The organism is Chlamydia felis Fe/C-56, from assembly GCF_000009945.1.
Classification (GTDB): Bacteria; Chlamydiota; Chlamydiia; order Chlamydiales; family Chlamydiaceae; genus Chlamydia; species Chlamydia felis.
The window spans coordinates 426607-446953 of sequence record NC_007899.1 but is presented as its reverse complement, the minus strand read 5'-3'; the positions used below and the strand labels follow the sequence as shown (position 1 = coordinate 446953).

The following is a 20347-nucleotide window of genomic DNA, read 5'->3' as shown; positions in this document are numbered from 1 at the left end:
GAGATCCTCTCATATTTTGATTTTTTATTTGTTAAATGTTTAGCTCGTAAATAGATCATGAAAAGAAATAGTAGATAGTTACTATTTCATGATCTTCTAAAAGCCTTCCTATCTTTGCAATCACAAACGCATCCGGAGAAGTTTTTTTCTTCCAACCCTCTCCCATCACACTTGACTTTTAATTATTTTTGTGATCGCCTTAAGCAAACTCAAATCACCCAGAGCATGAACATATGAAACACCCAGTTTATTGGTTTCTAATATCTTCGGGGTTAATTACCTCGACCACCCTGAGCTTTGCTCAAGCAGAAAATCAAACACTATCACCTTCCGATAGCTATGACGGAAATGCAGCAGGAAATACAGCTTTTAAACCCAAAACCAGCTCCAACGCAAATGGAACAACGTACACATGTATTGGAGATGTATGTATTGCTTATGCTGGAGCGAGCCAAGCTTTAACAGAAAGCTGTTTCTCTCAAACTGCGGGAAACCTTTCTTTTATAGGCAATAAATGCTCTCTATGCTTTGAGAATATTACCTCTACAAACAAACCGGGAGCTATTGATGTAAATGTTAATGACAAGACATTGTCTGTTAATGATTTTTCTCTGTTTTCCTGTTCTTTCTGTCCCCCAGGATCCAGTCAAAAAGGAGCCATTAAAACCCAGGGAAATTCAACATTCAGCAACAATATAAAATTAATTTTTCTTAAAAACAGCTCGACAGATAGTGGTGGAGCTATCTCTTGCACTAACACAGGAAATAGTGCTGAGTTAAAATTTGAAGGTAATTCCCAACTCATTTTCTCTGAAAATTCGTCATCAGCCAGCGGTGGAGCTATCTATACCAATAAGCTAACCATAAATTCTGGAGGGACCACTGTATTTTCCAATAACACAGTTTCCAAAGACAACTCTCCTAAAGGTGGAGCAATTTGTCTACAAGATACAGGAGGTGAATGCAGTCTAACGGCAAATCTTGGTAACATTATTTTTGAAGGGAATAAAATAATAACAACAGGCAATAGCCCTTCAACAAAAAGAAATGCTATTGACTTGGGTACGAATGGAAAATTTATGAAATTAAATGCCAAGGAAGGCTTTGGGATTTATTTCTACGACCCTATCGCTAACAAAATGGGGATACCGCCACAGAATTAGAAATCAATAAAACTGAAGGAACCTCAACCTATTCAGGTCGTATTGTCTTTTCTGGAGAAAAGCTAACCGAAGATGAAAGAAAAGTTGCGGACAATTTGAAATCCACTTTCAAACAACCCATCAAAATAGTGTCCGGCTCTCTTGTACTTAGAGATGGAGCAACAGTAGAAGCAAAGAAAGTCTCACAAACCGGTGGCGCTGTTGTGATGGATTGTGGCACCAGCCTACTAGCCACAAGCACTGCAGGTGAAGATATCGCTTTAACGAACCTCGTCATCAACACCGCCTCATTGGGGGGGGGTTCCTTTCCGGCACAAATCTCAGCTGGCACAACCGACAAAAATGTTACAATCCAAGCTGTTAATCTAGTCGATTCTGACGGAAACGGTTACGAATATCCCGTTTTCTCCACAACACAATCCTTCTCAGCAATAGAAGCTAAAGCTAGTGGCAATGGTAAGGCCACAATACCAGCTGATCAGCTAACTAACTATGTCCCACCAGCTCACTATGGCTATCAAGGAAATTGGTCTATCAACTGGAAACCGGGAACCACAAGCGCTACACAAACTGCTACTCTAGACTGGAAACAAACTGGTTATCTTCCTAACCCAGAACGTCAAGGACCTTTAGTTCCTAACACTCTTTGGGGATCTTTCTCCGATATAAGAGCTATCCAAAATCTTATGGATATTAGCGTCAAAGGTGCGGATTATCAAAGAGGCTTCTGGGTATCCGGATTAGCAAACTTTTTACATAAAAGTGGATCAGCAACCAAACGTAAGTTCCGTCACAATAGTGCTGGATATGTTCTAGGGGTATTCGCGCATACTCCTTCCGATGACATCTTCTCTGCCGCTTTCTGCCAATTGTTTGGAAAAGATAAGGATTACTTAGTAGCCAAAAACAATGCGCATATCTACGCAGGTTCTATCTATTACCAACATACCTCCTTCTGGAACGCTTGGGATAGACTGCTACAAAATACTCTCGGTGCGCAAGCTCCGTTAGTACTCAATGCACAGTTAACTTATAGTCACATGTCTAACGATATGAAGACCAATATGACTACTAAGTATGCTCCCCGTAATGTCGTTTACTCAGAGATCAAGGGTGATTGGGGTAATGATTGTTTCGGCATAGAACTCGGAGCTGTTGTGCCTATCGAATCTCAATACTCTTCCCTTTTCGATATATATTCCCCATTCCTAAAGTTCCAACTTGTTCATGCTCATCAAGAAGACTTTAAGGAAAACAGTAGTACCGAAGGAAGATACTTTGAGAGTAGTAATCTCACAAACTTGTCTATGCCTATCGGTGTGAAGTTTGAGAGATTTTCTGAAAATGACAGGGCTTCTTACAACCTGACACTGGCTTATGCCCCAGACATTGCAAGAAGTAATCCTGATTGTGCCACGTCTCTATTAGTTAGCCCAACCACTGCTGTTTGGTTAACTAAAGCTTCTAACCTAGCTAGACAAGCTTTCATTGTAAGAGCAGGAAATTATCTATCCCTGTCATCCAACCTTGAAATCTTTAGTCAGTTTGGTTTCGAGCTCAGAGGCTCTTCTCGAACCTACAACGTAGATCTCGGATCTAAAATCCAGTTCTAGTCTCATCCACCTCCCCTGCCCCATCCCGGGGCAGGGCCTCTCTCAGTTTCTTTCAAAACATTATGTATTTGAAGCATAAAAAAAGACCCTCTGCTCTAAAAAAAATACTTGAGCAAGAGGATCTAGAATCACAGTAACAAACGGCTATACTAATGACTAACCGCTAACTTTTTTGAAAAGCAAGACATCCCGAGACATTGTAAGCTCTATAGACGTATCTGATTTAATATCGCCTTTAAGCAAAGCTTTTGATAACAAGGTGACTACCTTCTGTTGAATTAACCGTTTTAAGGGCCGTGCTCCAAAGGAACTGTCATAACCGTGCTCACTTAAATAGAGTATCACAGAATCATCCCAAGTTAATGTTACACGTCTTTCTAACAAGCGTTGAGCCACTCTACGCATCTGAATACCGACAATTTTTACAATATCTTCGGTATTCAAAGGAACAAAAGGAAGAATATCATCAATACGATTGATAAACTCTGGACTGAAGTATTTCTTTAATTCTGGGGAAACTACCGATAATACAGTCTCCTTACTTACCTCTCTTCCCTTCTTAGCGCAGTAATCGGCAAGTTCTTGAGAACCTATATTTGAAGTCATAATGAATAAGGCATTTTTACAATTTACCTTACGCTTTTTACTATCCGTAAGAATGCCTTCATCAAAGATTTGCAAGAGAATATTAAATACTTCTTTATCTGCTTTTTCAATTTCATCAAACAGCACGACGGAATAAGGACGTCGACGTAAAGCTTCAGAAAGACTTCCCCCTTCTTCGTAACCTACATAACCTGGAGGCGATCCTATCAATTTGGATACGGAATGTTTTTCCATATATTCGGTCATGTCAAAGCGTACCATCGCCTCTTCTTTATTAAACAAAAGATCTGCGAGAGCTTTAGCAAGTTCTGTTTTCCCCACTCCCGTAGGCCCCAAAAATAAGAAAACTCCTAAAGGTCGTTGAGGATCACTAAGTCCTACACGGGCAGCACGTATAGAATCACTAACAGCTGCAATAGCAAATGGCTGACCAACAACGCGCTCTTCTAAAGACTCTTCTAAAACGAGAAGCTTCTCGGCTTCGCCTTCTAACATTTTCTGAACAGGAATTCCTGTCCAATTTGCCACTACCTGAGCAATAAGACGCTCATCCACTTCTTCTTGAAGAAGGCGATTGTCTCTTTGATTTAAAGCTTCTTCATCTTGACGAATTTCTTCTTCAAGAGCAGGAATTAAACTATAGCGTAGCTCTGCTACACGATTGTAATCAGCAACGCGTTCAGCTTCTTCTTCAGAAAACTTCATATTTTCTAAAGAATTCTTTTTCTCCTTAAGGCCTGAGATAAGTTTTTTCTCCTCATCCCAACGCAGACGCAAAACTGCCAACTCTTCCTTAAGCTGATCTATAGACTGCTGCATAGCCTCCGCTTCTTCTTGATATGAAGGAGCTTTTTCACGTTTTATGGCTTCTTGCTTAACAATCAAAGCAGCGAGTTCCCGCTCTTTCTCATCGATAGGCAGGGGCAAACTTCCGATTTGCATGCGAATTAAACTTGCAGCCTCGTCTATCAAGTCAATCGCCTTATCTGGAAGAAAACGATCGGGAATATATCTATAAGAAAGAAGAACGGCAGCATTTAATGCTCCCTCAGTAATACGCACGCCATGGAAAATTTCATACTTCTCACGAAGACCGCGAAGAATAAACACGGCGTCTTCTAAAGAAGGTTCTGTTACAAAAATAGGCTGGAAACGCCGTTCTAAAGCGGCATCTTTTTCTATATATTTTTGGTATTCATTAAGAGTTGTAGCTCCGATACAATGCAGAGTACCTCTTGCTAAAGCGGGCTTTAATAAATTTGCAGCATCCATAGCACCATCAGTAGCTCCAGCACCTACAAGAGTATGCACTTCATCAATGAATAAAATACTCTCACCATCCACAGACTCTACATCTTTAAGCACACTTTTTAAGCGCTCTTCGAATTCTCCGCGATATTTTGCTCCGGCAATTAATGCTCCCATATCCAAAACGTAGAGCTGTTTACCTTTTAAGCTTTCTGGCACATCCCCCTGAATAATACGCAGGGCCAGCCCCTCAGCAATTGCTGTTTTCCCAACTCCAGGCTCACCTATAAGCATGGGGTTATTTTTAGTTCTTCGTGATAAAACTTGAACTGTACGACGAATTTCTTCGTCCCTACCAATCACAGGATCTAATTTTCCATCTTTTGCTAACGAGGTTAAGTTCTTACAATACTTTTCTAGGCCCCGAAGATTATTTTCTGCGCTAGGAGAGTCCATACGATTTCCACGCCTTATATTAATAATGAGTTTCTTGAGATCATCTAAGGATACTTTTACCGTTTTTTTCCAAGAAGCGAAAGGCTCCTTATTGGATTTCCAAAAAGCTAGGAGTACATGATCTCCAGAAAGGTACTCATCTCCGAGATCTTTAGCCGTTTGCCTAGCATCTAAAAGTAGACTTTGTAGCCCTGGAGAAGGCTTAGGCATAGCATCTCCACTGACAACAGAGGGCTCTAGAGAAAGGGCCTCGTCCACTGCAGTAATAAGTAATTTGGGGTTGCTTTGTATGTCTTTTATTATCAAATAAAATAATGACTCAGTATTTTCTAAAAGACATTTAAGAAAATGGTTTTCACTTACATAAGGATTTTTTGCTGATTTAGCGAGCTCAAAAGCTTTTTCTAGAGCTTCGCTTACCGCATCCGAAATCTTATCCATAAAACAGCCTTAACACTCTGCTGAAAACATTTTATTCATTGCATAGAGAAAACAAAAAATCTACCTATTTTCCAGAGCAACTTGTTGTTGTTCCTCACTCAGTTTTTTCTTATCTTTAGCTTTTTGCTGTTTTTTCCACCGTGAGTTGTATTGATATAATAATCCGTAATTTTTAACGTTGGAGGCAATGTCTCGGCAATCATTCATTAATCCATCGATACGTTCAACACGCCCCTTCCCCAAGCATTCTGACAGCCTATCAGCACTTTTATGTATTGACTCGGTTGCCAATCGCGCTTGCTTCACTAAAGAAGCATCCTTCTCTTCATCAAGCAAAGTCAATAATTTAGAATAAACGTTCGAGGTTTCTTCTTCTAGTTTTCCCAAGACCTTGTCCGCCCTGTCCACACATTGGACTAACTTCTCTATGGGATCAATATTATTACCATAGACTAAATCCTGAGCATAAAGACGGTTATTTTCATCTCTTATCCTTCCCGGAATGATATTCACAATAGATTCTCCTATGATCTTGGGAGAGTACATTGCAAAAGTGTCATCTTTATATAAAGAAATTCCTGAGTCAATTTTCAAGACCAACTCATAGCAATATAATTGCCCAGAATCTCCAACAATGCCCTTATCCATAATATTATGCACGGAAGCCACTGAACCGACGACCTTACCAGCTAAGCAAACATTCATTCCCTTGCTCACTCCACTAATATGGGTGAAGGCCACATGGATTTCTTGCTTTCCATTACCTCGACTCTTTGGCGTGAATAACATTATAGAAAACAAACCGAGAATCCCTATACAAAGAAATAATCCAAAAAATATTGCTTTACGATCTTCTCTAGACACTAGCCCTCCTTAATCGGCATTTCATAATACTGTCCGGCAAAAAATTGCCTCGCCAAAGCATCATTTGTCTGTATAAATTCTTCCTTTGTATAGATACGCGGTATGGTTCCTTGATGGTGAATTGCAATTCGATCAGCAAGAGCTAACGCTAATGTAATATCATGAGTAATGACAATCCCTCCAATTCCTTGCTCCTTACGCAATCGAAAAATTAACTGCGTCATTTCTCGACTTGTCATAGGATCCAAACCAGCCGTAGGCTCATCATAAAGAACAAGTTTTGGAGAATAGACTAAAGAACGCGCTAAAGCGACTCGCTTCACCATACCGCCCGACAACTTATTCGGCATAAAATCTGCAGCATAACTTAATCCCACATTGGATAAAGCCTGATTTACTTTAGCATTTATCTCTCCTTGAGAAAACACCTTATAACGTTCATTATAAGCATGAAGACCGAAGGCAACATTCTCTCTAACAGAAAGAAAATCAAAAAGAGCTCCCCCTTGAAATACCATACTAATGGTGAGGTCTTTTAAACGCCCTTTATATGTGAGTTCTTTGGCATAACGCACCTTTCCAGAATCAGGGACTTCTAGTCCCATAATATGACGAAGAAGCACACTTTTTCCTGTTCCGGATTTCCCTAAAATCACTAACAATTCATCAGGAAATACCTGGAGAGAAATCCCATGTAATACCGTATGACCCTGACCTTCGTTATCGTAATAACTCTTATAAATCCGATCTACAGAAATCCAGGGCTCTACCATATCCCTCCCCCTAGTAGCCTAGAAGATGAAAAAATGTTGTAATCACACAATTTGCAAATAAAATGGAAATGTACGAAGTTACAACTCCTGCTGTGGTTACCTTTGCCACATCCATAATACGGCAATGCTTTCCTAACCCCTGATAACAAGCCAAAGATGTGATAATGAATCCAAATACTAAAGACTTAACAATGACCATTACAATATCGGATATCAATACATTTCCCGATACCATGTGTAAATACACATGCGCGGGTAATTGAAATGCGCAACGACACAGCAAATACCCACAAAAGATCCCAGCCCATACCGCAGCAATGACTAAAGCTGGCATGGCAATAATACCCGCAATGATTCTAGGAAGAGCAAAATATTCTAAAGGATTCACTCCTAAAGTTTCCATAGCGCTCACTTGTTCTGTCATGCGCATGGTGCCTAAAAAGGCGGAGATTGCTCCCCCTACTCTTCCCGAAAGAGCAAGTGCAGTAAGAACTGGACCAATCTCCACCAAAATACTTTTTACAACAAAAAATCCTATAGCGCAGGATAAGCCATGAATTCCTAATTGATAATAGGACTGCAAGGCTAAAACAATACCTGTAACTGCTCCAGTAAGCATAACTACTGGCAAAGAAGCCACTCCGATATCGTAACCCTGCATGCTTGTCGATCGTAATAAGCTCTTTTTCCATGAAAAGCTTTTGATTACCGCATAGGTAAATCCCATCCACCTACCTAATTCCAAAGGAAATGTATAAAGTATGCGGAAAATACGAGAACGCTTTTTTGCCTCCATGTCAGTATCCTCAAAACCTTGAGAAAATCCCTTACCTTAAACGTTGTCGAAAGATTTCACCAAACTATCAATAAGCACATTTTGCGTATAGGCTAGATTTTCTCTACTGTGTACAGAAGAAATAAAGCTCGCTTCAGTAGAGGCGGGGGACAAATACACTCCTAGAGAAAACGCCTGGCGATAAAATAACCCAAATCTTTCCTGATCGCATTGTTGCACCTCACTAAGATTAGCAGGAGGAGTATCCCTAAAGAAAAAAGAAAACATAGAACCAGATCTTACTAAAGATACAGGAAATCCTTTAGAACGAATTATTTCTTCTATAGGAGATAAGAATCCTTCTGTCAGATTTTCTAATTTAGAATAAAAATTGGGTTCACAACAAAGCTCTATAGAGGCTTTTCCTGCAGCCATAGCAACAGGATTCCCGGAAAGAGTGCCTGCTTGAAATACCGTGCCTAAAGGAAGCAAATGATCCATAATATTTTGATGCGCTAGAAGCGCTGCAACAGGCATCCCCCCACCTAGGATTTTCCCATATACAGTAATATCGGCAGTTACATCCATTATAGACCGCATACCTCGAATTCCCATGCGAAATCCAGTAACAACTTCATCCATAATGGATAAAGCTGAATAACGCCGGCACATAGCTAAAATACTCTCAATAAATCCATGTTTTGGAAGAATAACGCCCATATTAATGCAGATAGGTTCAAAAATCACACAAGCAACACGTTCTCCTATCTGATGCATGACTTCTTCAAAAATCATCACATCGTTGTAAGGTAAAATTAAAGTTAGGGGTAAGCAGGGCTGCCCGGCGAAATAGGTATCCACAATGTGAGCAACATTTTGAAGGTTATTCTCATCTACAGAAATCCCCTTTAACAAGACATCGGCGTGTCCATGATAACAACCTAAAAATTTAACAATTATTGAGCATTTTGTAACCCCGCAGGCAAGACGTACGGCAGTCATTGTCGCTTCTGTACCAGAAGAGACGAATCGCAATTTATAATCCTCGAGATCCAAACAGGAAAACAGGGTAGATGCTAGAGAAATTTCATTTTCGGAAGTAAGTCCATAAGAGGTTCCATGAGATGCTGCATTACAAATAGCATCTAAAATTTTCGGATGGCTATGACCGTGAATTAACGATCCCCAAGATCCGCAGAAATCTATAAAATTATTTCCAAAACTATCTATGAAAATATCACGACAGGCGCTAGAAACAATAGGAGGAACAATCCTCACGGGAAGGCAAGCGCGTATAGGAGAATTGACTCCTCCAGGAAAATAGCGACAAGCTTCAGCATATGTCATTGTTGACTCATCAATAACCGGCATAATAATCCCCTATTTAAATCCGGGATTATTCTGAGCCATAGCCATTTTAAAACCTAGGAAAAGACTCGCTAGGGATTAAATAAATAACCCAAGTTAATTTAGAAAAAGATTCTCTGGAACTGTTGATAAAGACGCGTATTTTCCGCCTAAATCTTTAAGGATCTTAGACCACAGGTTTTCCGGGTTATCCATGAATACATAATCATAACTTGCAGGAGCTAAAAACCAATTGCCATCTAAAAATTCTCTTTCTAGCTGTCCTGCTTGCCAACCACTATACCCAAAACACAGGTTGATCATTGGTCCAGCATCACTAGCAGCAATCTCTTGCAAAAAAGATAAATCCCCTCCCAAATATACAGAAGGACAGATTTCTAAAGTCTGTTCAGGAATTTCTGAACATGAATGCAACAACATCATTTGATTTGCTTGTAGAGGGCCTCCCATGCAAAAACGAATGTTATTATTTGTTACTTTATCAAAAGAAAAGATATCGTCAGCAAGCTCCAACCCTAATGTCTTATTTAGAATTAGCCCAAAGGAACCATTAAGGCTGTGCTCGCATAGTAAAATTACACTACGAGCAAATACTCCCTGATCAGTATCAGGAGAGGCTAATAATAACGAACCTTTCTCTAAAATAGCATAGGGAATTTTTTCCATAAGATACCGTGGTATTTTATTTTATTCTTCATAAGCTACGGCAGCATCAAATACAGACTTCACACAAAGAATAGGAATTTTATGTATAAGCGCTAGAGGAATGCTGTCGCTAGGACGAGCATCAACATCGGTGATATAGAGAAAATCTCCCTGTTTTTGTTCTAAAAACATACGTGTGTAGAAAACATTATCTTTGTAGTCACTTATAACTACACGCAATACATGGATATCAAAACCCGAAAAAACAAAATTTAAAAGGTCGTGAGTCAGCGGTCTCGATAAAGAAAAATGTGCCGGATCAGAATTTTGAAAAGCCTGGCCCATAGAGGCATGCCCGTATATCGCAAACTTTTTCTCTTCGGTACCAAGGATAATCCCTGCGTAGTGACAAAAGCTTACTAACTTATAAAAGTTAAGCAAAACTAAAGGGGTATCCTGGAGCAGCTCTTTCTCTATACTCATACTATGCCGGTGTTCTCTTTGCAAATCTGACCATTGGTATAACCAAACCATACCTCAACATTCGCTATAACAAACCCGACCTCAATAATACCATGAATTTGTAACAGCTTCAAAAGATCTTCCTCGGGATGAGGATATATATTCGGTGTATGAATATCGTAAATATAATTTCCATTATTGGTGATAAAAAATCCCCCTCGAGAATTCTTTCTTAAATTTCCCAAATATCCTATAGCTTCTAAGGCAGCTATAATAGAAGATCTACCATAAGGACTAATCTCTACGGGAAGACCAAATTTCCCTAAAACCTTAACACTTTTACTTTCATCAGCAAGTATCAAACGTCGTTGACTCGATTGCAACAGAATCTTCTCTCTAAAAATAGCGCCTCCACCACCTTTAATCATACGCAGTTGGGGATCTATCTCATCGGCTCCATCAACAACAAGATCGACAGAAGTAAAATTTTCATCATCAATCAGGGGAATTCCTAAACTACTCGCTAAAGAATAAGACTCTTGCGAAGAAGCTACCGCACAAATATCTAAGTTTTCCTTCGCCAACCTTTCAGCAATAGCTTTAATAAATTCTCTAGATGTAGAACCACTTCCCAGTCCCACAAGCATTCCAGAAGTTACTAAAGCTGCTGCTTCACGAGCTAAACGCTTTTTCACATCTAAATAGGGATCTTCTTTCACAACACCTCTATTTCTTTACTTCTCTCCATCCTTTGGCTCACACAATCTCTATATTTTCGTATAAAAACTAAAAGCCTGAGGCATATTAATACAATGGCAACTGCAAGGTCAAATATGGATGTATCCATTACAACAGGATAAAAGCAATCGACCTCATTAAACTGCAAGAAGGGTTTTTTAATATGGCTAGATGTATAATTACTACGCGTTTGCACTGACAGTTTTCGCGAACAAAAAAAATAAAGAAAGACTCTATCCTCGTCTGGCACCTGATCTTACGCCTGTACCTAATAAACAAAGAGAAGCTTGAACAATAACATGTAATAAGCACGGGACACGTGTTAGTTACAGCATTCTCTCCAACAACAGTCCCATAAATTCCCCAAGGAAAGAATCCCTAAAAAACAAAAAGTCCTAAGGAAAACTACCTCCCTCTCAGTTCGCAAATCTATCTTTGATAAAAACATACCCCCCCACAAGAACCGAAGAGATTATTAAAGAGAGTATAGAGAAAACTGTATGCAGCCATAGGAAACCGTGCTTTAAAAACCCAAAAAGACAACACACAAAAGGTAGATCCTCTGACACAGAATTTAAGTCAATCAAGGAGGCGGAGATCCATTAAGAGAATTCCAAAAACTTAAGATCTAAACACATATCTCGAGTACCGGAATCAATTCGATGACGCGGAAATAGCTGACAACTCTTCATCAAGACGTTCTTTTAAAGCGGCATTCTTACTACATTTTTTTAAAATGGCTAAAATACCCTGACGCGCTCCACATTGTCTATCTTTTTCTCCTGCTGCTGTATAATTCTCTACCCATTCCCTCCAAGAAAGTAGAGCAACCCCAGGATCAAAGTTTTCTTGTGATTCAAAAAGATAAGGATAAACAGAGGCCGTGCTTTGAGCTAAAAAACCGCTCTCCCCGGATTGTTGCTCTAAATTCGATATGAAACTGATAAATCCGAAATGCACAAATTCAAACAACCTCAATTGCTCCCAGCACACACCATGTGTACATAAGCGAAACAACCAATCACAAGATCCTATACTCAAATTCAGATTTACTTTTGCTTGCGAGACTACGTGGCCTAAATCTTCTTTTAAGAAAGCTTTCATGCGTCTTTTCAAATCTGCCACTAAATCTTGTGCTTGATCCCAAGTATTGTTTCTAGCGTGATTAAGAAGAGTCTGATACTCGACTTCTGATACAATGCGGGATAACAGCCAAATACTTGGATGAAAAACAGTACTTGAGTTTTCTGATAGTCCCATACGAGACATCCAGTAAATTTCCGGAGGCAAATTTTTTGCCTCTGGAAACTCTTTAGGACCCAAGTCAATGAACTGTTTTATAAAATAAAAAGGACATTCACAAAGTAAAACATTATCCAAAGGAGTCATAGAAAAGGACTGACAATCTACTTTAACCCCCTCATAGTCATCTCGAATCTTTTCTTGAAAATCTGGAAGATAATTTTCTAAGACATAACCCTGAATCAATCCATCTATAAGAAGGCGCACCTCCTGAATAGTTAAATTCTGCTTTAAACATATTTGGAGAACTGTATCAGGATAGCACCGCTTTATTGTATAAAGAATATGTCCTGGGATGGGGCTGGCTTTGTAATTTAAATCCAAGGCGGGCTTATGAACAGTCCCCAACCTCTGATACTTTGCATAGCCATATATTTGAATGGAAAGCATTATAGCCAACAGGGCGAGAGATAATGCTAAACCCACAATAAATACTGGCTCCGTCAGCCCACAAATAAGAACCGAAGCGAATGCTATAGAAAGAGAGGCAAAGACAACTTTTCCTATAAGCAAAACCCCTTTGCATACTCGTTTTTCTAAAAAAGAAGAATTATTTCCCCGAATGCAGAAAGAACCGACATCACAAGAATATGTTTTCAATAAACTCATCACCACCGCCTAAGAATATCAACCAGAGTTATAGACTCGTCTTCTCAAATAGCGGGGAAACTTTAGAAATATCCTCCCTTTATAAATGAGCGCAAACATTTTACTAAATTATTAATAAATAATCCAATTGTTGTTTTGTCGTGAAATAATTTTAATCAGATTCAATTAACACAGAAAAAATAGAGAAATAAAGCCAAAGCTAACCCCAGTATATATGAGCCATGCTCCAAAGCACTTTCAAACCAAACTTCTGCTTATACCCACTACCTAACTCACCTGGTAACGATTGCAAGGAATTTTTATTTATGAATTAATGGTACATTCTAAATAATGCTTGTGATGCAATATGAAAGTCGCGGATCTTCTTGTTCACTTAAACACTCTGTTGTCTCCAGAATCTTTTTCTGACTACGGTCCCAACGGATTGCAGGTAGGAAACCCTCAGATAGTTGTTCAAAAAATTGCCGTGGGAGTATCTGCAGATTTAGCGACAATACACGCAGCGATTGATAACGATGCTAACGTCTTGATTGTCCATCACGGATTATTCTGGAAAGGTTCTCCTTACCCCATTACAGGAATGTTATACAATCGAATGCAGTATCTTATTAAGCACGATGTACAATTAATCGCCTACCACCTACCCCTAGATGCTCATACAAGCATTGGAAACAATTGGAAAGTAGCCCACGATTTAAAGTGGAAAAATCTTCAACCTTTTGGAAGTTCTCTACCCTATCTTGGAGTCCAAGGATCTTTTTCTCCGATATCCATAGAAACTTTGATAGATAAGCTCTCGAACTACTACCAAGCACCAATAAAAGCTAAAGCTCTTGGAGGCAAGGAAACAGTTTCCTCCGCAGCACTAATTTCAGGTGGAGCTTATAAAGAGCTTTCAGCCGCTATCCTTGCTCAAATCGATTGTTTCATTACAGGAAATTTTGATGAACCTGCGTGGTCCGCAGCTTTAGAAAATCACATCCATTTTCTAGCCTTTGGACATACAGCCACAGAAAAAGTAGGACCAAAGGCTCTTGCTGAACATTTACAAGCACAACTGCCCGTTCCTGCAATATTTATAGACACTTGCAACCCCTTCTAACCTATAAAAATGCTCACGATCCTTCTTGGATTTTTCTTAGCTCTTTCTTTATAGTAATTTCTTTCTGACCAAAAATACAAAGATTATCATGACCGTAGACCTAGACAAGAAAGAAGTTCTCCCAAGACACCAAATTTCCCCTAAAGACTGTTGGGATATTACTTCTCTATATCCAAGTAGAGATGCATGGAAGGCAGATTTTGACTCTTTTAAATTAAAAACAGACAGATCTTTAACATGGCCAGATTTAGAGCCCAACCATTATCAAATCGAGAATTCAGAGTCTCTGTTATCATTATTAGTCAAATTGCTTTCTATTGAGAGAAAGTTGGACAAGCTTTACACCTATGCCCATCTTGTTCATGATCAAGAAATTACAAATCAAGAAGCAACAGCTGACCTTAAATCTATAACACACTTATATACATTGTTTTCTGAAGAGATATCTTGGATACAACCCGCCTTAATTTCTCTTCCAGAGTCTGTCATAGCTCAGCATTTATCTGCTCCTTGTTTATCTCCTTATAGATTCTATTTAGAAAAAATCTTTAGACTTTCCACTCACACAGGAACTCCTGGAGAAGAAAAAATCTTAGCCTCAGCATCTGCTCCCCTTGAAGTAGCAAGCAAAGCCTTCTCTTCTTTAAGCGATTCAGAAATTCCTTTCGGGGAGGCAACAGACTCTGAAGGAAACTCTCATCCTCTATCTCATGCTTTAGCATCCTTATACATGAGCTCTCCAGATAGAGAATTAAGAAAAACTGCCTACCTAGGACAAAGTGAAAGATATCACAATTACCGACATACATTTGCAAATCTACTTAATGGCAAAATCCAAGCGCACTGGTTTTATGCTAAAAGTAAAAAATACAGCTCGTGTTTAGAAGCAGCATTATACCATAATAATATTCCCACAACAGTTTATACAAATCTTATTGATATAGTAAAAAAGCATACTCCATTAATTACCAAATACTACTCCTTAAAACAAAAAGCTCTAAATTTAAAAGAGTTTCATTTTTACGATGTATATGCTCCTTTAAATCAGACAAAAGAGAAAAAGTATTCTTATGAAGAAGCTGTCAATCTTATTTGCGACAGTCTTTCTCTACTAGGCACGGAGTATGTTGATATTCTGAGAAAAGGGTTAACTACCGATGGCTGGGTAGATAAATACGAAAATCTTAATAAACGCTCTGGAGCATATTCCTCCGGATGTTATGACAGTAATCCGTATATTTTGTTAAACTACACAGGGACCCTGTATGACGTGTCTGTAATTGCCCACGAGGGTGGTCATAGCATGCACTCTTATTACAGCCGCAATAACCAACCCTTCCATGACGCACAATATCCTATTTTCCTTGCTGAAATAGCTTCTACGCTCAATGAAATGCTTTTTATGGACGCTCTGCTTCACAATAGCTCTTCAAAAGAAGAAAAAATTGCTATTCTGACAAGATGCTTAGACACGATTTTTGCCACCCTATTTCGTCAGGTTCTATTTGCATCTTTTGAATATGAGGCTCATTCTGCAGCAGAACAAGGGATTCCTCTAACAGAAGAGTTTTTATCCACAACTTATAAAAACTTGCAAACAGAGTTTTACGGAGAAATCATAACTTTCGATACCCTATCCAGTATAGAATGGGCTAGAATTCCTCATTTTTATTACACTTTCTACGTATATCAATATGCTACAGGTATCATAGCGGCTCTATGCTTTGCGGAAAAAATTCTTTCTAAAGAAGATAATGTCCTTAGCTCTTACCTTAGCTTCTTGAAAAGCGGGGGCTCCGACTTCCCGTTAGAAATCTTAAAAAAATCTGGGTTAGATATGACTACAAGTGAGCCCATTCACAAGGCCTTTTGTTTTATCGAAAGAAAAATTCAAGAGTTATCATCTTTAATTTGAAACAACTAAAAAAAATAGCACTTGATATTATTAAGTGCTAAAATCATTGCCAAAAACAGAGGACTTTGCTATCGTCTTCGAGAAACGACAAAGTCTCTTAGAACATAAAACATAAGGAGCTTATAACATGTCAGATCAAGCAACGGCCCTCAAGATTAAGCCCTTGGGAGATAGAATCTTAGTGAAAAGAGAGGAAGAGGACACCACATCGCACGGCGGCATCATTTTACCTGATACAGCAAAGAAAAAACAAGACCGAGCAGAAGTGCTTGCCCTAGGAACAGGGAAGCGCGATAAAGATGGTCAAATCCTACCTTTCGAAGTTAAAGTTGGCGATATTGTTTTAATAGACAAATACGCAGGACAAGAGCTTACCATCGAAGGTGAAGAGTACGTCATTGTTCAAGAAAGCGAAGTTATGGCTGTTCTCAATTAAGATAGATAATTATTTATAGATCGCAAAAAGTTAAGGAGCATAAAAACAATGGCAGCAAAAAATATTAAATATAACGAAGACGCCAGAAAGAAAATCCACAAGGGAGTTAAAACTCTCGCAGAAGCTGTAAAAGTAACCCTGGGTCCTAAAGGACGTCACGTGGTTATTGATAAAAGCTTCGGATCTCCTCAAGTTACAAAAGATGGCGTAACTGTCGCCAAAGAAATTGAGCTCGAAGACAAACATGAAAATATGGGAGCTCAAATGGTTAAAGAAGTCGCTAGCAAAACTGCTGATAAAGCTGGTGACGGAACCACAACTGCTACTGTTCTTGCTGAAGCTATCTACAGTGAGGGATTAAGAAACGTAACAGCTGGCGCTAATCCCATGGACCTTAAAAGAGGAATCGATAAAGCTGTTAAAGTTGTTGTCGATGAAATCAAAAAAATTAGCAAACCCGTACAACATCACAAAGAAATAGCTCAAGTAGCAACTATTTCTGCTAATAACGACGCTGAAATCGGAAATCTTATCGCCGAAGCCATGGAAAAAGTGGGCAAAAACGGCTCTATTACTGTTGAAGAAGCTAAAGGTTTCGAAACTGTTCTTGATGTTGTCGAAGGTATGAATTTCAACCGAGGATACCTATCCAGCTACTTCACAACAAATCCTGAAACACAAGAGTGTGTTTTAGAAGAATCTCTTGTTCTTATCTACGACAAAAAAATTTCCGGAATTAAAGACTTCCTTCCAGTTTTACAACAGGTAGCAGAATCTGGACGTCCCCTACTTATCATCGCTGAAGATATCGAAGGTGAAGCTCTAGCTACTTTAGTAGTAAACAGGCTACGCGCTGGATTCAGAGTTTGCGCAGTAAAAGCTCCTGGATTCGGAGATAGAAGGAAAGCTATGTTAGAAGATATCGCTATCTTAACTGGCGGTCAACTCATCAGCGAAGAACTTGGGATGAAGCTTGAGAACACAACTTTATCCATGCTTGGAAAAGCTAAGAAAGTCATTGTTTCCAAAGAAGATACAACGATTGTTGAAGGCCTTGGAAACAAAGAAGACATCGAAGCTCGATGCGAAAATATTAAAAAGCAAATCGAAGATAGCACCTCCGATTACGACAAAGAAAAACTCCAAGAACGTTTAGCAAAACTTTCTGGAGGCGTTGCTGTAATCCGTGTAGGAGCTGCTACTGAAATCGAAATGAAAGAGAAAAAAGACAGAGTAGACGACGCTCAACACGCAACTCTTGCTGCTGTTGAAGAGGGTATCCTACCTGGTGGTGGTACAGCTTTAGTTCGTTGTATCCCTACTTTAGAAGCTTTCATTCCTATTCTCACAAACGAAGATGAGCAAATTGGAGCTCGTATTGTTCTTAAAGCATTGTCTGCTCCATTAAAGCAAATCGCAGCAAATGCTGGTAAAGAAGGTGCTATCATCTGTCAACAAGTGCTTGCACGTTCTTCTAACGAAGGCTACGACGCTTTACGCGATGCTTACACCGACATGATCGAAGCAGGAATTCTCGATCCAACTAAAGTCACACGTTGTGCTTTAGAAAGCGCAGCTTCTGTAGCTGGACTTCTATTAACAACTGAAGCTTTAATTGCTGACATTCCTGAAGACAAATCCTCTTCTGCTCCAGCAATGCCAGGCGCAGGTATGGATTATTAATCCCTAATTTAGAGAACTTTCTCTCTATCGTTATAAGGTCTCCTTTCATCTATCTCAAAAAAGAAAGGAGACCTTTTCTATTTTCTAATATTTCTTTCTTCATCTATGTTATAAACTAAGATAAACAGTCTCATCATGCATGATTAAACTTTTAAAGAATTTATTTTTATTAGCTTTTTGCATTACCGCTTACTTTTGGATTCGTAAAGAAAGCATTGTTGAGCATTGGTTATCTAAAAAATTACATACTCAAGTGACTGTAGGACGAGTTTCTCCTAGAACTTCAGGAATAAAAATTCGTCACCTATGTATTCACAATCCCATGCCATCGGAACGCTTCCCCTACGCCTTGGAAATCGAATATATAAACCTACGTTTTTCTCTTGTTTCCATGCTTCTATCTAAGAAAATAGAGATCTCGGATCTTCTGGTTCATGGAGCAAACTTCACCATACTTCCCTATGACAATCAGTCATCAAAAACTAATTGGTCGTTACTATGGAAAAACTTTACTCCGCAAAGTCAGGAAAATACTTTGCCTTTTTCATCATCCTCCTTTTCATCAAAATTTGATGATATTCCCGTATTAATTAAACGCTGCCTATTCGTAAACACCCGCCTTCACGGAATAAAATCAAATAATAAAGAAATTCCCTATCTTGCCGTACCGTCCTTAGAATTCCATAGCAACGTAAGTAAAAACAAATCTCTGCCCAACCTTGCCACAGCACTAACCTCAATTCTCTACCTAGCCGTAGAAGAAAGTTTATATCACGTAAATGTCCCTGGAGATATTGTTAAAGCCTTATCTAACCAATCTCATACCTATTTCAACTCTGCTTACCCCGTATTAATAGAGATCGAACCAGAGACTACGAGATCTTCAAAAAAGTCTACTGATGAAATTGTTGGGTTTGTTAGAGAGCTTTTCTTTCATTAGAAATAAAAAGAACTAACACGCTTACCCTCTTTCAATTACACTAGTTAAATAAATCCCGCCTATGCCTCTTCTCAAGAACATATTTTTACAGAAAACCTATTGACTTTTTTGCTATTTCACTTAAAATTGTTTTCTTTAAGGATGTTCCGGAGTAGCTCAGCGGTAGAGCAGTGGACTGTTAATCCATTGGTCGTTGGTTCGAACCCATCCTCCGGAGTTTTGTTTACTAGGTCATACGGCATAGAAGAAAGCAAGCTCTATGGCTGAGTTTTGTTCAGAAATTTCCCCTCTCAGCTTATTATTCTCAGTTATCTTTCTTTAACAACTATGCTTATTACACATTTATAGACATCTCTGTGCTCAATAAACGTGATAAAAGAGACGTACGATACTGATTCAACACTCTAGCATCTGTTAAAATTTCACGTGTTTTTACTACATTATCCTCTGACATATGGCAATGCTCAGGAAGATACTCTATATGTAACCCGGAAAGAATAACCAACCCTTTTTCTAATCTTCGAGAAATAATCGCAGCAGGCTGATTAGGAAGGTCTTCGTACCGTGCTTCTATGCAAATTTCTGAGTAAGCATCCGCATGTTCAAAATAAGGACCTCCATTAAATAAAGCCCATCCCTTAGCATTAAGATCAGAGAAAAGCAAAGGAGAGGCTCGAACACCTATCGGGCTTGTATAAGAAAAAACCTTACCATAGGCGGGGCCTAAAGCCCGTCCAGGAAAAAAACCCAATCCCCTATCAGCAACATAAAAAGAACCATCGGGCTCATTAAAACCCAAGCTCTTACACGCAAAATAAGCTCCAGCACAAATCCCTAAATAATTCCCCCCCTCACGAATATAATTATCGATCCTAGCAGTTCCCAAGCCGTGTAAAGTTCCGTGATAAGGGCGATCGGCCCCCCCAGGAATAATTAGCAGTCTTGCTGTAAATTCCCATAAAGGATCGTAAAGCAGGAACTTTCCATCCACAAGGCTGATTTTCAAATTTTCCTCAGAGGAAAGACTGCTTCTTAACCAGCGAATCAAATGGCGCAAATAATAAGGAGAAACTCCCTCATCAGAGTAAACAAGTATTTTGGTTCTCATAGAAAATAAAAAACTTAAGATTAATACTTGGATTAGAATGTCCCAAGTATTATAAAGTGTTTAATTCATTAAAAATGTTATTTATGGCAAAATATCTCTT

At 39.0% G+C, this 20347-nt stretch carries 15 protein-coding genes, 1 tRNA gene and 1 pseudogene; 7 read left to right on the top strand and 10 right to left on the bottom strand.

Features of this window, described 5'->3' with window-relative positions; translation table 11 throughout:
• The first annotated feature begins 233 nt into the window (after positions 1-233).
• Positions 234-2776, top strand: a pseudogene (locus CF_RS01920) (autotransporter domain-containing protein).
• 156 nt (positions 2777-2932) lie between these two features.
• On the opposite strand, the gene CF_RS01915 reads toward CF_RS01920, so the two are convergent.
• From CF_RS01915 to CF_RS05115, 9 genes are all read right to left on the bottom strand, one after another.
• The gene (locus CF_RS01915; RefSeq protein ID WP_011457930.1) at positions 2933-5527 is read right to left on the bottom strand and encodes an ATP-dependent Clp protease ATP-binding subunit; all 2595 of its coding nucleotides are present in this window, start codon (positions 5525-5527) and stop codon (positions 2933-2935) included.
• Positions 5528-5587: 60 nt separating this feature from the next.
• A complete protein-coding gene (locus tag CF_RS01910) occupies positions 5588-6391 on the bottom strand; it encodes an MlaD family protein (RefSeq protein WP_011457929.1) in 804 nt (267 codons plus the stop codon).
• Positions 6391-7164 carry an ABC transporter ATP-binding protein gene (locus tag CF_RS01905; protein ID WP_011457928.1) on the bottom strand — a complete coding sequence of 258 codons (774 nt, stop codon included), beginning with the start codon at positions 7162-7164 and terminating at the stop codon, positions 6391-6393. Before CF_RS01905 ends, CF_RS01910 begins: the two co-directional genes overlap by 1 nt.
• Positions 7165-7174: 10 nt before the next feature.
• Positions 7175-7960 (bottom strand): MlaE family ABC transporter permease, encoded by a 786-nt coding sequence (locus tag CF_RS01900; RefSeq protein WP_011457927.1) that lies wholly within the window; start codon positions 7958-7960, stop codon positions 7175-7177.
• A 36-nt stretch (positions 7961-7996) separates the two neighbouring features.
• Entirely contained in the window at positions 7997-9310 is a 1314-nt protein-coding gene (locus tag CF_RS01895; RefSeq protein ID WP_011457926.1) for an aspartate aminotransferase family protein, read from the bottom strand.
• Between the two features lie 93 nt (positions 9311-9403).
• Entirely contained in the window at positions 9404-9973 is a 570-nt protein-coding gene (locus CF_RS01890; RefSeq protein ID WP_011457925.1) for a YqgE/AlgH family protein, read from the bottom strand.
• Between the two features lie 21 nt (positions 9974-9994).
• Complete coding sequence (locus CF_RS01885; RefSeq protein WP_011457924.1) at positions 9995-10435, bottom strand: bifunctional nuclease family protein; 441 nt, start codon at positions 10433-10435, stop codon at positions 9995-9997.
• Positions 10432-11133, bottom strand: coding sequence for a ribose 5-phosphate isomerase A (gene rpiA / locus CF_RS01880; protein ID WP_011457923.1), 702 nt, complete (start codon positions 11131-11133; stop codon positions 10432-10434). Before rpiA ends, CF_RS01885 begins: the two co-directional genes overlap by 4 nt.
• Before the next feature lie 673 nt (positions 11134-11806).
• Positions 11807-13063, bottom strand: coding sequence for a DUF1389 domain-containing protein (locus CF_RS05115; RefSeq protein ID WP_011457921.1), 1257 nt, complete (start codon positions 13061-13063; stop codon positions 11807-11809).
• Between the two features lie 346 nt (positions 13064-13409).
• On the opposite strand from CF_RS05115, the gene CF_RS01870 reads away from it, so the two are divergent.
• From CF_RS01870 to CF_RS01845, 6 genes are all read left to right on the top strand, one after another.
• Positions 13410-14165: a Nif3-like dinuclear metal center hexameric protein gene (locus CF_RS01870; protein ID WP_011457920.1), complete on the top strand. Its 756-nt coding sequence runs from the start codon at positions 13410-13412 to the stop codon at positions 14163-14165.
• Positions 14166-14253: 88 nt separating this feature from the next.
• Complete coding sequence (gene pepF / locus CF_RS01865; RefSeq protein WP_011457919.1) at positions 14254-16080, top strand: oligoendopeptidase F; 1827 nt, start codon at positions 14254-14256, stop codon at positions 16078-16080.
• Between the two features lie 127 nt (positions 16081-16207).
• Positions 16208-16516 (top strand): co-chaperone GroES, encoded by a 309-nt coding sequence (locus CF_RS01860; protein ID WP_011457918.1) that lies wholly within the window; start codon positions 16208-16210, stop codon positions 16514-16516.
• A 48-nt stretch (positions 16517-16564) separates the two neighbouring features.
• On the top strand, positions 16565-18199 hold the full coding sequence (gene groL, locus CF_RS01855; protein ID WP_011457917.1) for a chaperonin GroEL: 1635 nt from the start codon (positions 16565-16567) through the stop codon (positions 18197-18199).
• 139 nt (positions 18200-18338) lie between these two features.
• Positions 18339-19139: a hypothetical protein gene (locus CF_RS01850; RefSeq protein WP_011457916.1), complete on the top strand. Its 801-nt coding sequence runs from the start codon at positions 18339-18341 to the stop codon at positions 19137-19139.
• 145 nt (positions 19140-19284) lie between these two features.
• Positions 19285-19356, top strand: a tRNA-Asn gene (locus CF_RS01845).
• A 117-nt stretch (positions 19357-19473) separates the two neighbouring features.
• Here the strand turns inward: CF_RS01845 and CF_RS01840 are convergent.
• Complete coding sequence (locus CF_RS01840; protein WP_011457915.1) at positions 19474-20247, bottom strand: BPL-N domain-containing protein; 774 nt, start codon at positions 20245-20247, stop codon at positions 19474-19476.
• Positions 20248-20347: the final 100 nt, after the last annotated feature.

What these genes read in the sequence shown, in the direction of transcription:
- CF_RS05115 (WP_011457921.1), bottom strand. Translation starts at nt 13,063, where the DNA reads ATGAGTTTATTGAAAACATATTCTTGTGATGTCGGTTCTTTCTGCATT.
- CF_RS01890 (WP_011457925.1), bottom strand. Translation starts at nt 9,973, where the DNA reads ATGGAAAAAATTCCCTATGCTATTTTAGAGAAAGGTTCGTTATTATTA.
- CF_RS01905 (WP_011457928.1), bottom strand. Translation starts at nt 7,164, where the DNA reads ATGGTAGAGCCCTGGATTTCTGTAGATCGGATTTATAAGAGTTATTAC.
- CF_RS01840 (WP_011457915.1), bottom strand. Translation starts at nt 20,247, where the DNA reads ATGAGAACCAAAATACTTGTTTACTCTGATGAGGGAGTTTCTCCTTAT.
- CF_RS01895 (WP_011457926.1), bottom strand. Translation starts at nt 9,310, where the DNA reads ATGCCGGTTATTGATGAGTCAACAATGACATATGCTGAAGCTTGTCGC.
- CF_RS01870 (WP_011457920.1), top strand. Translation starts at nt 13,410, where the DNA reads ATGAAAGTCGCGGATCTTCTTGTTCACTTAAACACTCTGTTGTCTCCA.
- groL (WP_011457917.1), top strand. Translation starts at nt 16,565, where the DNA reads ATGGCAGCAAAAAATATTAAATATAACGAAGACGCCAGAAAGAAAATC.
- CF_RS01860 (WP_011457918.1), top strand. Translation starts at nt 16,208, where the DNA reads ATGTCAGATCAAGCAACGGCCCTCAAGATTAAGCCCTTGGGAGATAGA.
- pepF (WP_011457919.1), top strand. Translation starts at nt 14,254, where the DNA reads ATGACCGTAGACCTAGACAAGAAAGAAGTTCTCCCAAGACACCAAATT.
- CF_RS01915 (WP_011457930.1), bottom strand. Translation starts at nt 5,527, where the DNA reads ATGGATAAGATTTCGGATGCGGTAAGCGAAGCTCTAGAAAAAGCTTTT.
- CF_RS01900 (WP_011457927.1), bottom strand. Translation starts at nt 7,960, where the DNA reads ATGGAGGCAAAAAAGCGTTCTCGTATTTTCCGCATACTTTATACATTT.
- CF_RS01885 (WP_011457924.1), bottom strand. Translation starts at nt 10,435, where the DNA reads ATGAGTATAGAGAAAGAGCTGCTCCAGGATACCCCTTTAGTTTTGCTT.
- CF_RS01850 (WP_011457916.1), top strand. Translation starts at nt 18,339, where the DNA reads ATGATTAAACTTTTAAAGAATTTATTTTTATTAGCTTTTTGCATTACC.